At 67.3% G+C, this 13,817-nt stretch carries 16 protein-coding genes; 10 read left to right on the top strand and 6 right to left on the bottom strand.

Going from position 1 to position 13,817, the window contains the following annotated elements; all coding sequences use genetic code 11:
* Positions 1-130 precede the first annotated feature (130 nt).
* Complete coding sequence (locus ABEA50_RS28555; protein ID WP_345499410.1) at positions 131-1,417, bottom strand: M20 family metallopeptidase; 1,287 nt, start codon at positions 1,415-1,417, stop codon at positions 131-133.
* A 63-nt stretch (positions 1,418-1,480) separates the two neighbouring features.
* Positions 1,481-2,185, bottom strand: a complete 705-nt coding sequence (locus tag ABEA50_RS28550; RefSeq protein ID WP_345499408.1) for an enoyl-CoA hydratase-related protein — start codon at positions 2,183-2,185, stop codon at positions 1,481-1,483.
* Between the two features lie 128 nt (positions 2,186-2,313).
* On the opposite strand from ABEA50_RS28550, the gene ABEA50_RS28545 reads away from it, so the two are divergent.
* Together ABEA50_RS28545 and ABEA50_RS28540 are read left to right on the top strand one after the other, a co-directional pair.
* A complete protein-coding gene (locus ABEA50_RS28545; protein ID WP_345499406.1) occupies positions 2,314-3,093 on the top strand; it encodes a purine-nucleoside phosphorylase in 780 nt (259 codons plus the stop codon).
* The gene (locus ABEA50_RS28540; RefSeq protein WP_345499404.1) at positions 3,093-4,595 is read left to right on the top strand and encodes a phospho-sugar mutase; all 1,503 of its coding nucleotides are present in this window, start codon (positions 3,093-3,095) and stop codon (positions 4,593-4,595) included. The genes ABEA50_RS28545 and ABEA50_RS28540 overlap by 1 nt, the downstream gene beginning before the upstream one ends.
* Before the next feature lie 22 nt (positions 4,596-4,617).
* Here the strand turns inward: ABEA50_RS28540 and upp are convergent, their stop codons facing one another.
* A complete protein-coding gene (upp, locus tag ABEA50_RS28535) occupies positions 4,618-5,241 on the bottom strand; it encodes a uracil phosphoribosyltransferase (RefSeq protein ID WP_345499402.1) in 624 nt (207 codons plus the stop codon).
* Between the two features lie 152 nt (positions 5,242-5,393).
* Between upp and ABEA50_RS28530 the strand changes: the two genes are divergently transcribed.
* From ABEA50_RS28530 to ABEA50_RS28510, 5 genes are read left to right on the top strand one after another with little or no spacing between them, the layout of a single operon-like run.
* Positions 5,394-5,717 carry a DUF2563 family protein gene (locus ABEA50_RS28530; protein ID WP_345499401.1) on the top strand — a complete coding sequence of 108 codons (324 nt, stop codon included), beginning with the start codon at positions 5,394-5,396 and terminating at the stop codon, positions 5,715-5,717.
* Positions 5,718-5,721: 4 nt separating this feature from the next.
* The gene (locus ABEA50_RS28525; RefSeq protein ID WP_345499400.1) at positions 5,722-6,816 is read left to right on the top strand and encodes an NlpC/P60 family protein; all 1,095 of its coding nucleotides are present in this window, start codon (positions 5,722-5,724) and stop codon (positions 6,814-6,816) included.
* 37 nt (positions 6,817-6,853) lie between these two features.
* Positions 6,854-7,195 (top strand): hypothetical protein, encoded by a 342-nt coding sequence (locus ABEA50_RS28520; protein ID WP_345499399.1) that lies wholly within the window; start codon positions 6,854-6,856, stop codon positions 7,193-7,195.
* Positions 7,196-7,238: 43 nt separating this feature from the next.
* Entirely contained in the window at positions 7,239-7,586 is a 348-nt protein-coding gene (locus tag ABEA50_RS28515) for a YbaB/EbfC family nucleoid-associated protein (RefSeq protein WP_345499398.1), read from the top strand.
* A gap of 26 nt (positions 7,587-7,612) precedes the next feature.
* Positions 7,613-8,869 (top strand): primosomal protein, encoded by a 1,257-nt coding sequence (locus tag ABEA50_RS28510; RefSeq protein ID WP_345499397.1) that lies wholly within the window; start codon positions 7,613-7,615, stop codon positions 8,867-8,869.
* 59 nt (positions 8,870-8,928) lie between these two features.
* Here ABEA50_RS28510 and ABEA50_RS28505 read toward each other — a convergent pair whose 3' ends face one another.
* Positions 8,929-10,026, bottom strand: coding sequence for an adenosine deaminase (locus ABEA50_RS28505; protein WP_345499396.1), 1,098 nt, complete (start codon positions 10,024-10,026; stop codon positions 8,929-8,931).
* Positions 10,027-10,350: 324 nt separating this feature from the next.
* Between ABEA50_RS28505 and ABEA50_RS28500 the strand changes: the two genes are divergently transcribed.
* The gene (locus ABEA50_RS28500) at positions 10,351-10,587 is read left to right on the top strand and encodes a hypothetical protein (protein ID WP_345499395.1); all 237 of its coding nucleotides are present in this window, start codon (positions 10,351-10,353) and stop codon (positions 10,585-10,587) included.
* A 187-nt stretch (positions 10,588-10,774) separates the two neighbouring features.
* Here ABEA50_RS28500 and ABEA50_RS28495 read toward each other — a convergent pair whose 3' ends face one another.
* Entirely contained in the window at positions 10,775-12,067 is a 1,293-nt protein-coding gene (locus tag ABEA50_RS28495; RefSeq protein ID WP_345499394.1) for a thymidine phosphorylase, read from the bottom strand.
* A gap of 227 nt (positions 12,068-12,294) precedes the next feature.
* A complete protein-coding gene (locus ABEA50_RS28490) occupies positions 12,295-12,696 on the bottom strand; it encodes a cytidine deaminase (RefSeq protein ID WP_345499393.1) in 402 nt (133 codons plus the stop codon).
* Between the two features lie 280 nt (positions 12,697-12,976).
* On the opposite strand from ABEA50_RS28490, the gene sdhC reads away from it, so the two are divergent.
* Both sdhC and ABEA50_RS28480 read left to right on the top strand, forming a co-directional pair.
* Positions 12,977-13,375: a succinate dehydrogenase, cytochrome b556 subunit gene (sdhC, locus tag ABEA50_RS28485; protein WP_345499392.1), complete on the top strand. Its 399-nt coding sequence runs from the start codon at positions 12,977-12,979 to the stop codon at positions 13,373-13,375.
* A 2-nt stretch (positions 13,376-13,377) separates the two neighbouring features.
* Positions 13,378-13,809: a succinate dehydrogenase hydrophobic membrane anchor subunit gene (locus ABEA50_RS28480; RefSeq protein ID WP_345499390.1), complete on the top strand. Its 432-nt coding sequence runs from the start codon at positions 13,378-13,380 to the stop codon at positions 13,807-13,809.
* Positions 13,810-13,817: the final 8 nt, after the last annotated feature.

Raw genomic sequence — 13,817 nt, 5'->3', positions numbered from 1 at the left:
GGACCGGGGCCTGGACCCTCGCCTGGCCCCTCCGACGCATGCGTGGGGCCCTGTGCGGCTACGCGGGCCGTGGCCACACGGGCCAACGCCTCAGCGCTGGTCGCGCGCGCCGCCGAACGGCCGGTAGTGCTCACCGATTCTCCTCCTGTCGTCGAACCACACCTTGTAACAACCTGTCCCGCTCGACCGGGTCACTCGCGGTGGTGATCGCGGTGCGGGCGAGTGCGCGCGCACCGTCGAGCACCGCACGATCGGCCGAGGCATTGACGCTCGCGGTCGCGAAACCGGGCTGGTGGGTGACCGCTCCACCGGCATCGACCCCGATGACCGGGTGAATTCCCGGCACGACGTTGGTGACGTTGCCCATATCTGTACTGCCGAGCGGTCGCTGTCTCTCCAGCTCCGGTGCGATCGGCACCCGGCCTAGATCGGCGATCTGCGCGCGGTAGACCGACAGCAGCGCCGGGTCGGGGGTCAACTCGGTGTACGTCGGCGACAACGTGGCGACCTCATGGGTACAGCCGGACGCGAGGGCGCCGGCTTCGAAACACGCCGACGCGCGTCGCGTCAGATCATCAAGGGACGCGGAGTCGGCTGCGCGTAGGTAATACAGCAGTTCCGCGCGTCCTGGCACGATGTTCGGGGCTGCGCCACCCTGTCCGACTATACCGTGCAGTTGCTGGCCCGGCTGGATGTGCTGACGCAGCAGACCGATCGCGACCTGCGCGATCGTCACCGCATCCCCTGCGTTGCGGCCCAATTCGGGTGCGGCGCTCGCGTGCGCCTCACGGCCGTGGAACACCACCGAGAGATCCGCGAGCGCCAGCGACGTCGCACCGGCGATATCGAGGGGACCCGGATGCACCATGATCGCCATCGCGAGGTCGTCGAACGCGCCGCGCTCCAACATCAGCACCTTGCCGCCGCCGCTTTCCTCGGCGGGTGTGCCGAGCACGACGACGGTGATACCGAGCGCGTCGGCGACCTCGGCGAGACCGAGCCCGGCACCCACTGCCGTCGCGGCGATGATGTTGTGCCCGCAGGCGTGGCCCATATCGGGCAGCGCATCGTATTCGGCGCACACACCCACCGTCAGCGGGCCGCTGCCGTAGCTGGCGCGGAAGGCGGTGGGTAGGTCGGCGACACCGCGCTCGATGACGAAGCCGCGCTCGGTGAGCGGCTCGATGACCTTCGCGACGCTACGGACTTCCTCGAACGCCAGCTCCGGTTCGGCGTGGATCGAGTGCGCGAGCGCGATCAGCCGGTCGGCGGCGGCGGCGATCGTGGCGTCCGAGGTTCGGATCGCGGTGGGTGTGTTCGCCGGGGAATCGGCGCGGTCGACACCGTCGACAGCGGGCACCCGTCGAGCACGGTGATCACTCTGTGCTCGACGGCGCCCGTCACTCGCTGGTGGCATGCGACACAGTCTTGCAGCGTTTGCCCCTCGGCGTTCCCCGGCGCGGCCGAGGCGCGCGCCGACTCAGCCCGCGGCGAAGGCCAAATTCTCGGGTGTCGTCGGTGTGGCCAAGCCCTCGAGCGCCCGCGCGTGCAGCGCGCGCTTGATGACGGGAAGGTTCGGTTTGCGATTGCTCGCCAGTGCCGCGGCCTGCTCGACGGCGGTCGAGAGCACCGCATCCGCTTCGGCTTTCGTGTCGACGATGCGCGCGGCGATCGCTTCCTCGGCCGGGTAACGGTAGCCGGTCGTCATCGCCTTGACCGCCACCTGACTGCCGAGCCGCTCGGTGATCAGCGCGTTCATGCCGACGGTGAACGGCATGCCGAGATGCACCTCGGGCAGGCAGTAGAAGCCGCGGTCGGCGCGCATCACCCGGAAGTCGTGCGAGGTCGCGAGCATGGCACCCGCGCCGAACGCGTGACCGTTGATGGCGGCGACCGTCGGCAGGGGGAAGGTGAGCAGCCGGGTGAACATGGTGTGCACGCGATCGAGGTAGCCGTGCAGTTGGGCCGGGTTGGCGAACACCCAGTCGATGTCGAGCCCGTTGCTGTAGAACTTGCCCTCGGCGGTGGTGACCAGCGCGGCCGGCCCCTCCGAGCGCTCGACCTCGTCCAGCAGGGAATGGAATTCATCGACCCAGTCCGGATGAAAGCGGTTGTCGCCATCGGTCTGTCCCTCGGTCGAGAGGGAGAGCACGAACACATCACCTGAGCGTTCCAGATTCGGCATGTGTGCAGCGTATCCGGCCGACGCAGCGATAACTACCGGCGGGTAGTAACGGCCGTCGCCCGCCACACAGGCACGATGACGGCGAGGATCCACGACCACCACCGCCACATCGCACTATCGTTGCGCCCATGCTTGCCGAAGACGCCGCGCGCGCGATCGCGGAACGCACAGGAGTGGCACGCCACCGGGTCGCGGTGGTACTCGGTTCGGGGTGGCAGGACGCCGCCGCGCAGATCGGCACACCGAACGCCTCCGTACCGATGCGCGAGCTGCCGGGCTTCGGCACCCCCAGCGCGCAAGGGCATGTGGGGATCGTGCATTCGGTGACCGTCGGCGAGACGCCCGTGCTGCTGTTACTCGGGCGACAACATCTCTACGAGGGCTACCAGCCACAGGAAGTAGTGCACCCGGTGGCGGCGGCCATCGCGGCGGGCGCCGAGACCGTGCTGCTCACCAACGCCGCCGGCGGTATCGGCTCCGGGCTTCGGGTCGGCGACGCGGTACTGATCAACGATCACCTCAACCTCACCGGACGCACGCCGCTGGTCGGCGCGTCGTTCGTCAACCTCGTCGACGCGTGGGATCCCGAATTGCGCGCGCTGGCAAAGGAAATCGACCCGAGCCTCACCGAAGGCGTGTACGCGGGCCTGCACGGTCCGCAGTACGAGACGCCAGCGGAGATCACGATGCTGCGCACCCTCGGGGCCGATCTGGTCGGTATGTCGACCGTGCTGGAGGCGATCGCGTGTCGTTCGCTCGGCGCGCGGCTGCTCGGTATCTCGCTGGTCACCAATCTCGCCGCCGGCGTCACCGGCGAGCCGCTCTCGCACGCGGAAGTGCTGGCCGAGGGCAATGCCGCGGCGCCACGCATCGGTAAGCTGCTGCGCGGTGTGCTGGAGCGGTTGTAATGCTGCGCTTCGGGACGGCAGGGCTGCGCGGGCCGCTGCGCGACGGTCCGGACGGGATGAACGTCGACACCGTCAGCAGGGCTACCTCCGGCGTCGTCGGTTGGCTGACCGAACGCTGCCTCGGCGGCGCCACGGTGGTCGTCGGCCGCGACGCACGGCACGGGTCGGCCGAATTCGCCACCGCGACCGCCGAAGTCTTTGCCGCCGCGGGCTTTCCGGTGACGCTGTTGCCCGAACCGGTGCCGACACCCGTGCTCGCGTTCGCGGTGCGCGCGCTGAGCGCGGTGGCGGGTGTGCAGATCACCGCCTCGCACAATCCGGCCACCGACAACGGCTACAAGCTGTATCTCGACGGCGGCTCGCAACTGATCGCCCCGGCGGACGCGGAGATCGAACGGTGCATCGCGGCGGTCATCGAGCCGGTGGCCCGCGCCGAGGTGGAGCCGGCTGCGGCGACGAGCACCGACCTGGTGCGCGGCTACCTCGACCGAATCCGTGCGCTGCCAGGGCTGATCGGCGGCATCGGCGGGCGCGCACCGGTCCGTATCGCGCTGACGCCATTGCACGGTGTCGGCGGCGAATTGGCCAGCGCCGCACTCGAGGCGGCGGGATTCACCGATGTGCACGTGGTGGACGAGCAATACGCGCCGGACCCCGAATTCCCCACCGTCGCCTTCCCGAATCCGGAGGAGCCTGGCGCCACCGACCTGCTGATCGCGTTGGCCGAACGCGTCGAGGCCGACCTGGCGATCGCGCTGGACCCCGATGCCGACCGGTGCGCGATCGGCATCCCCACCCCCGACGGTTGGCGGATGCTGCGCGGCGACGAGACCGGTGTCCTGCTCGGCGACTGTGTGTTGCGGACCGCGGCACCGGATGCGTTGGTGGCCACCACGATCGTGTCCTCGCGGCTGTTGTCCAAGCTCGCGGTGGCGCGCGGCGGTCAGTACGCGGAGACCCTCACCGGGTTCAAGTGGCTGGCGCGGGCGGGCGAAGGTCTGGTCTACGCCTACGAGGAGGCGATCGGGCACTGCGTCGACCCGACGACCGTCCGCGACAAGGACGGCATCTCCGCCGCCGTGCTCGCCGCCGATCTGGTGGCCCGGCTGAAGGCCGAGGGTCGTGGCCTGCTCGATGAACTCGACGACTACGCGGTCGAATTCGGGGTGCACGCGGGCGATCAGGTTTCGGTGCGACTGGATTCGGCGGCGGCCGCCGCCGAGGCGGTCGAGCGAATCAGGGCGAGGCCGCCGGACGATATCGCGGGCGAGTCGGTGAAATACGTCGACCTGAGCAAGGCACGCGGCCGAATGCGCACCGACGCGCTGATTTTCGAGGGTGCGTCGACCCGCCTGGTGATCCGCCCGTCCGGCACCGAGCCGAAACTCAAGTGCTACCTGGAGGTGACGGCGCCGGTCGCCACGCGCGACGAACTCCCCTCGGCGCGGGCGCTGGCACGCGCACGTCTGGCCGAGCTGCGCGAATATTGCGAGCGGCTGTAGCGCGGCATCGGGGTCGATCGGGTCAGCGTGGGCCGAACTGTCGGTCGCCCGCGTCGCCGAGGCCGGGAACGATGTAGGCGTTCTCGTTCAGACTTGCGTCGATCGCCGCGGTGATCAGCCGGATCGGCAACCCCGAGTCCGCAAGCAACGCAAGACCTTCGGGTGCCGCGACCACACACACCGCGGTGATGTCGGTCGCACCGCGCGCGGCGAGGAGTTCGATGGTGTGCCGCAGGGAGCCGCCGGTGGCCACCATGGGGTCGAGCACGAACACCGAGCTCTGCGCGAGGTCCTCCGGCAGCGACTCGAGGTAGGGAACCGGCTGGTGGGTTCGCTCGTCGCGGGCGATGCCGACGAAACCCACGCGCGCGTCGGGGATCAGGTCGGAGGCGGCCTCGACCATGCCGAGTCCCGCGCGCAACACGGGCACCAACAGCGGTGGGTTGGCCAGTCGCACCCCTTCGGTCTCCGCGACGGGTGTGCCTACGGTGAACCGCCGCACCGGCGCGTCGCGCAACGCCTCGTAGACCAGCAGGCCGGTGAGGTCGCGCAGCGCCATACGGAAGGCCGCGTTCGGCGTCCGCGCGTCGCGCATGGTGGTGAGCAAGGCGGCGGCGAGTGGGTGGTCCACGGTTCGGGTGTGCATGGGGGAACGATAAAGTCATGGGGCAGGGCGGCGGCGACCCCATCACGGAAATCAGTTTTTTCGTTTCGGTGGGAACCGATGGGGAACAGCGCGCGTCGAACCAAGAGAATGACGTACTCTGCCTGGGAACAAGACAGATGGGGGAAGTTCTGATGCGAAAGATGTCGGCGGACACCGAGGGCATCGCCGCCTATGGCGCGAACGCTCACTTGATGGCCGGTGAGATGACCGCTGCCGGGGTGAACGCGGTAGCGGCCGGCCCCGAACTACTCGGTCCGATCATGGGTCTGATCGGTGGCGATTTCATGGCCGCCTACGCCGCGGCCCACGCCGGACATGTCGCCTCGATCAGTCAACTGTCGGCCGTGTTGGCCAGTGTCGGTGGCGCTTCCATCGGCGCGGCGGGAGTCCTCACCGAGACCGACCTGAACAACGCCAGCGCGTTGCGGCAGGCCGACGGAGAACTGAACGGATGACCCTGTGATCGATATCAACGCACTGGCCAAGCCGATTCTCGACCTGCTCGCCAGTTTCGGCAGCGGGGTGCTGCCCGCGGGCGGACCCTCCGACTCCCTACGCAGCACCTCGACCTCCGTCGACCAGATCCATCAGATGGGTCGCGCGAGCATCAACGGCGTGAACAACGCGTGGGACGGCGTCGCCGCCGACGCGGTGACGGCGAAGGCGCTGCGCGTACAAACCTCCGCGGCCACCATCTCCGATCGTGGCAACGACATGGCCGGCGTGGTGAATCAGGCTGCGGCACAGGTGGAAACGGGCCAGAAAGAGCTCACCGGGATCGCCCAGTCGTTCATCGACAAAACAGTCGCCATCGGTCCGGCACTGGGTACCCCGGCGGGCATGTCACTGGCTGTCGGCACCGCGATCGACCACCTCGGCCAAGCGGTCAATACGGTCGGCAAGGTACGCAGCGAACTCGACACGCAGACCGCGTCGATGAGCGAACTCACCCCACCACCACCGACACCGCCGCCTGCGGCCATGCCGGTCGCGGCCGCCGCGGCACCGCAGGCGATCTCGATGGCCAGCGGCGCCCTCGGCAGCGTGGGCTCGATGGCGAGTGGCTTGATGGGTTCCTCGGCCAACCAAACTTCCACGGCATCCATCGCGAGCCCTGCGGGCACATCGAGCACGACAGGAACCAAGACCGACACGGGCACCGGCGTCAAACTCACGCTGCCCGACGGCAGCACCGTCACCGCGCCGAACGAGAAGGCGGCCACGGCGGTTCGCGCGGCGCTCGGCACCGTCGGTACCCCGTACGTGTGGGGCGGCAACAGCCCCGGCAGCGGCCTGGATTGCAGCGGTATGACCAAGTACGCCTACGGCGAGGCCGGGGTCGATATCCCCAGGCTCGCCGCCGAACAGGACGGCGGCTCACAGGTCTCCCCTGGCGACGTGATGCCGGGTGATCTCGCGGTCTGGGATGGCCATGTCGCCATGGTGATCGGCAACGGGCAGCTCGTCGAAGCGGGCGACCCGGTCCAGGTCAGCTCGATTCGAACGGAAAACTCAGGGATGAATTTCCACGGCTTCTACAGGCCGACGGAATGAGCGGACGCGGCATCGCGTCCGAGACAGGAGCGCTGTCATGACCCAACCGGAAGTCCCCAACGTCACGGTCGCGGGCAGCACCAATCGGTCGGGCACCATTTCGGTGCGCGCCACCGATCAGGGTGTGCCGGTGGAGATCAAGTTCGAACGCGGCGAATACCGTTATGGCGCACAGACCCTCGCCAACGAGATCTTGCGGCTCACGCAGCGGTCGGCCATCGCGGCACGCGCACGGCGCAGGGAAGTGCTTTCCGAGGCGGGCATGCCCACCGATATTCTCGATGGCCTCGGCCTGCCCGACCGGCAGGCCGCGGTCGACGAACTCGACCGGATCGATGACGCCGACACCGGGCCGACGAGCTGGATGCGGCCGGTATGAACACACCGATCGACCCCACCCACGAACACGACGAGGCGCAGTCATGAGTGCTGAGATGGACGCTCTGGTCGCCAACGCGACCCAGAAGCTCGAGGCGTTGGAGGCCGCCATGTACGGCCTCAAGCAGGTACGCGGCACTTTCACCACCGAGGACGAGTCGGTCACCGTCGAGGTGAACAGCGAGGGTGCCCTGGTCGGGTTGAACCTGGCGGAATCGGTGACCACACTGCCACCCGCCGAGGTCGGACAGATGATCGTGTGGGCGTGTAAGCAGGCCGCGGAGGACGCCAGCGGGCAGCGTTCCAAGGTCGTTGCGACACTGAACGAATCATTCGCGACCAACCCGAACGAGGCAGGAGCCGCCAATCAGGGCGGGCGGGATAGTGCCTGAATCGGAAGGTCGATAGGCTTCCGCACATGGCTTCTGGAGACATCGTCCCGATCGAGCTCGGCCTGACCGACGGCGATCTGGTCACCTTGTGGGCACCGCGTTGGCGTGACGGTGACGACGAGTGGGAGGCGTTCCTCGGACACGAGGATGACCTCTACGGCTTCGAGTCGGTCGCGGAGCTGGCCGCGTTCATCAGAACCAACTCCGACAACGACCTCGTCGACCATCCGGCATGGAAGATCATCGCGGGGCTTTCCGCGGTGGAATTGGAGCCGGAGGAGAACTTCAGCTTCGATCTGGTCGCCGTGCCGGAGCTGGCCGCGAGCGACCCCGAAGCCGAGACCATCGCCGAGCTGGAAGACACCCTCGCGATGGTCCGCAATATCGGCGAAGTGTGCGAACTGGACCCGGTGACCAAGTTCTTCGGCTCGCATCCCGTGCTCGGCGCGCTGCCCGGTGGTGTGAACGCCTTCCTCGGACGCGATGGCGAAGAGCTGTGGGACCAGGTCGGCGCGGCCATCGCCAAGGGCTGGGACGAAGTACTCGACGCGATCGATTCGGTCATCCACACTCCCGAGGTCGACGCCGAAGCCGTCACCGTCGCCGAGGCGGAACTGCTCGCCGCCGACGAGAACGTCGTCGACGCCGACGACACGGTCGACAGCGAGGAGGACGAGGAGTTCGAGCCGGTCGACCTCGCCGCCGACGACGAGGACGACGAGGACGACGAGGACGAGTCGTTCTGGAACGAGGTCGGCATCGACCCGATCAAGATCATCACCTCCGAGCGCACCCTGTTCACGCTGCGCTGCTACCTCGGTGACGAACCGATCTTCCTCGGTAGCAAGGGCAGGATCCTGACCTTCCCCACCGAGCGGGCGCTCGCGCGTTACCTGGCCGACGATCACGAGCACGATCTGGTGCGGGTGAGCACCTATGCCGAGGTGCAGACCGCCGCGGTGGACGGTTCGCTCGAGGTCGAGGTCACCGACGAGAACGTGTACGTACTTCCTGGTCTCGCCGACGATCTGGCCGAGGGGCCCGAAGCGGTGGATGTCGATCAGCTCGACCTCGCGGTCGAACTGTTCACCGACGCCGCCGATTACGCCGAGAACGACACCGTGGAGCAGGCGCTGGCCCAGGCCACCCCGCTCGGTTGGTACGTCTCGTACCTGTTGAACCCCGACCCGACCCGGATGGCACCCAATCCGCCGTTCGCGGCCGAGGCGCAGTCCTGGCGTGAGCTCGAGCAGAACCTGGAGTCCCGACTCGACAAGCAGTAACCGAATCCGGCCACCGACGCGCATGCGACGGTGGCCGGGCAAGCGGGCTGTCCGCCCGGCTACCCCAGCAACACCGCGTAGCCGGGTTTGATGATGTTGTCGATGATGCGCAGGCGTTCCGGGAACGGGATGAACGCCGATTTCATCGCGTTGATGGTGAACCGCTCCAGATCGCTCCACCCGTAGTCGAAGGTCTCGGCGAGCTTCGCCATCTCCCGGCTCATGCTGGTATCGCTCATCAGCCGGTTGTCGGTATTGACGGTGACGCGAAAGCGCAGCCGGGCAAGCAGATCGAACGGATGCTTGTCCAACGAGGGCACCGCACCGGTCTGCACATTCGACGAGGGACACAGTTCGAGCGGAATCCGGTTGTCGCGCACATAGTTCGCCACCAGTCCCAGCTCGGCGTCGGCGGTGTCGCCGGGCACCACGATGTCGTCGGTGATGCGCACGCCGTGGCCGAGGCGATTGCAGCCACAGAACGCGAGCGCTTCGTGGATCGACGGCAGGCCGAATGCCTCACCCGCGTGAATCGTGAAGTGCGCGCTGTTGGCTCGCATGTATTCGAACGCGTCGAGGTGGCGGCTCGGCGGATAACCCGCCTCCGCCCCCGCGATGTCGAAACCGCCGACTCCACGATCACGGAAACGCACCGCCAGCTCGGCGATCTCGCGCGAGCGTGCCGCGTGCCGCATGGCGGTGAGCAGGCACACCACCAGGATCTCGTGGCCTTCGGCGGCGGCCGCGGCGGTGCCCTCCACGAAACCAGCCAGGGTGTATTCGACCACCTCGTCGAGGGTGAGTCCGCGCTCGAGGTGTTGTTCGGGCGCGAAGCGCACCTCCGCGTACACCACGCCGTCGGCGGCGAGGTCTTGCGCGCATTCGCTGGCCACTCGGCGCAGGCCCTCCGGCGTCTGCATCACCGCGACGGTGTGCGCGAAGGTCTCCAGATAACGTTCCAGCGATCCGCTGTCGGCCGCGTCACGGAACCACGCGGCCAACGCCGCCTCATCGCTGGCGGGTAGCCCGTCGTAACCGCACTCGTTGGCGAGTTCGAGCACCGTCGCCGGTCGCAGTCCACCGTCTAGATGATCGTGCAGCAACGCTTTCGGTGCTTGGCGGATCGAGGCGAGCGTCAAAGGCGTCGGTCCAGTCATATATCGACGGTAGCCGCCCCACCCCGATCCGGCACCCAACTCCGCACCCCCGCCACCTCCCCGCAACCTCGAATCCCCCCAAACCACCACCAGCCAAACAGAACCCACGCCCCGCCCCACAGCCTGACAAGACCACCAGACCACAGCCGCGGAAAACCCCACAATGACACCAAACCCCCTGGCACCTCGCCCCCACTCCCAGCCAAGAGGGCAGCGCTCCCCCGATGACCTTGGCGCCCCCGCCACCGAACAAGCAAGCCGCCCTTGCAAGATCAACAGGACACGGTCACGGAAAAAACCCCGCAGTTTCACCAGGGTGTCCTGGTGATCTTGACTCCCGGGGGTTCGGCCTTACCCGTGCTCGGGGCCGTGGCTGGCGATGGCGGCGCGCAGATGCTCGGTGCCGCGATCGAGCCGGTTCCACGATCCAACCGTGGCGACGAACTCCCGCAACTCGAATCGGTGGTGGGCGGACGGCGCCCCTCCCCACCACGCACTTACAAGATCAACAGGACATGGGCGTGGGGAATGCCCCGCAGTGACGCGATGGCGTCCTGGTGATCTTGGCGACTTCCGTTCTGCGGTTGAGCGCGGAAGGTAGCCGGGCGCGGGGTGCCCGGCTGTGATGCCGAGGGGGCCTGGTGATCTTGGTGGCTGCTGCTGGGGGGCTGTGTCGCAAGGTCGATGAGGTGCGGGCGGGGGCAAGCGTCTGGTGGGGATGGGTGTGGGGGTCCGGTTGGGGTGGGGGTTATGGGGTTAGGCGTTCGAGGATTAGGGGTGGGGTGGGGGTGGGGGTTTGTGGTGGGGCGATGGTGACGGCGGTGGTTAGGGAGTTGGTGACGGTGGGGAATGTGTGGGGAGTGTCGGTGTGGAGGGTGAACAACGGGGTGTTCTTGGTGACGGGATCGCCTGGCTTGGCGTGGATTTCGACGCCAGCGCCCGCTTGGACCGGGTCGCCTTGACGGGCTCGGCCCGCGCCTAGTCGCCAGGCGGCCAGGCCGACGCCCATCGCGTCCATTCGCGTCAGCACGCCGTCGCGATCGGCGCGCACGACCTCGGTGTGTTTCGCCTTCGGCAGCGGCGCGTCCGGGTCGCCGCCCTGGGCGCGGATCATGCGGCGCCACCGGTCCATCGCCCGACCGTCGGCGAGCACGTCGGCGGGGTCGATGTCCAGGCCAGCGACGGCCACCATTTCCCTGGCCAGCGCGAGCGTCAACTCGACGACATCGGCGGGCCCACCGCCTTCGAGCACACGCACCGATTCGGCGACCTCGAGCGCGTTGCCCGCACTGCGGCCGAGCGGGGTGTCCATCGCGGTGAGCACGGCCACCGTGCGCACTCCGGCATCGGCACCCAATTCGACCATTGCCGTGGCCAATTCACGCGCGCTGTCGAGAGATTTCATGAACGCGCCCGCACCGACCTTCACGTCGAGCACCAGCCCCGAGGTGCCCTCGGCGATCTTCTTACTCATGATCGAGCTCGCGATCAGCGGCACCGATTCCACGGTCCCGGTGACATCGCGCAACGCGTATAGCCGCTTATCGGCGGGCGCGAGGTCGGCACCGGCGGCGCAGACCACCGCGCCGGTCTCCGGGTCGGCGAGGATCTCGCGCATCCGATCCCCGGTGAGATCGGCCTGCCACCCGGCGATGGACTCGAGCTTGTCCAAAGTTCCGCCGGTGTGCCCCAATCCACGCCCGGACAACTGCGGCACCGCCGCACCACACGCCGCGACCAGCGGCGCCAGCGGCAGGGTGATCTTGTCGCCGACCCCGCCGGTGGAGTGCTTGTCGACCGTAGGCCGTCCGAGACCGGAGAACTGCATGCGACTACCCGAGGCGATCATCGCCGCGGTCCAGCGCGCCGTCTCCCGCCGCGTCATGCCGCGCAACACGATCGCCATCGCCAACGCCGCCATCTGCTCGTCGGCGACCGCACCCCGCGTGAACCCAGCCACCACCCAGTCGATTTGCGAATCCGACAGCTCACCACCATCACGTTTAGTGGCAATAACCGAAACCGCGTCGAGTGCCGTCACGGTGCCCAGTGTGGCACGGAGTGGCGTCACCGAAGAGCGGGATCGGCGGCGCACGAGACGCTATAACGACCCCGGAACCAGAGCGAGCACGCCGCGAGTACCCGTACCCGAGTCCCGCTGGGCCGCCAGGCGCATCACGGGCGGCCGGGAAATACGCCTACGAAGGTCAGCAGGACATGGTGGGGTCGATTCCGTGACCATCACGGCCGGGTGTCCTGGTGGTCAGATCAGCGTTGCCCGGCGTCGAGGTCGTTGGGGGTGAAGGCGCCGGGGAGGAGGGTGGCCAGCGGGTGGGGCTCGGTCTTGTGGTCGATGAGTAGGTTGGGGCCGCCGTGTTCGTAGAGCAACTGGCGGCAGCGGCCGCAGGGGGTGAGGATTTCGCCGCGTGAGTCCGTTACCGAAACGGCCAGTAATCGGGTGCTACCGCTGGAAAATAAGTTACCGACTAGTACGCATTCGGCGCACAGGGTCAAACCATATGAGACATTCTCCACATTGCAACCAAGCACAATTCGGTTATCAGTACTGAGAGCAGCAGCACCGACCGGAAACCGGGAGTACGGCGCATACGCGTTACGCATAACTTGAATTGCGCTGTTACGCAGCACATTCCAATCGATTTCCGGCATAGCCGCCCTCCTGTAACCCATACCGAATCCAGCCACGCGAGGACCGCTCGGCACCCTCTTTCAGAACAAGAAAGGTAAACCTAACTACGCCGACTGTAGCGCAACGCACCGCACTCCGAATTAGTTCCGGCAATCGCAGAGGATTAGAGTCCAGATCAGATCGGTTCAGGTTCCCGGCGGCGGGCCGGAGCGCAGCCACCTGGGCATTCGCCCCCTCCACGCAGCCTGGCGCCGGACGTGAGAACCGGGTCCATCGACGACGTTGGAGGCACCGCACTCTATGACCACGATAGAAGCTCCGGCACAGCCGAAGCGGAAAACGCTGTACCGAGGCGATCCAGGGATGTGGTCCTGGGCGCTACACCGAATCACCGGTGTCACCCTGTTCTTCTTCCTCTTCGTGCACGTGCTGGACACCGCGCTGGTCCGCGTCAGCCCCGAGGCATACAACGACGCCATCGACACCTACAAAACCCCGCTCGTCGCGCTGATGGAAATGGGCCTCGTCGCGGTCGTGCTCTTCCACGCATTCAACGGTGTCCGCGTCATTCTGGTCGACTTCTGGTCCAAGGGCCCCAAGTACCAGCGCCTTATGCTCTGGATCGTCCTGGCGATCTGGTTCCTCGTCGCCGTCCCCGGAATCGGCCGCCAGTTCTTCTACCTGTTCACGGAGCACTGATCATGACCGCACCCATCATCGGACAGTCCCACGATCGGCCCGCGAGCCTGGACCTGCCGCGCTCACCGCGCGCCCGCTCGAACAACAACTTCGAGAAGTACGCGTGGCTGTTCATGCGCTTCTCCGGCCTGCTGCTGATCGTGCTGGTCTTCGGCCACATGACGATCATGCTGATGCTCGACGGTGGCGTGAAGCGCCTCAACTTCGCCTTCGTCGCGGGTCGCTGGTCGAGCCCGTTCTGGCAGTTCTGGGACCTGACCATGCTCTGGCTCGCCCAACTGCACGGCGGTAACGGCCTGCGCACGGTGATCGCCGACTACTCGCGCAAGGACTCGACGCGGTTCTGGCTCAACACCCTGCTTGCCGTCTCGATGATCCTGATCATGGGCGTTGGCACGTACGTCATCTTCACCTTCGACCCCAACATCAGTTAGGAACAGGC

Source organism: Nocardia callitridis (genome assembly GCF_039543305.1).
Classification (GTDB): Bacteria; Actinomycetota; Actinomycetes; order Mycobacteriales; family Mycobacteriaceae; genus Nocardia; species Nocardia callitridis.
This window is presented reverse-complemented; position numbering and strand designations above follow the sequence as displayed.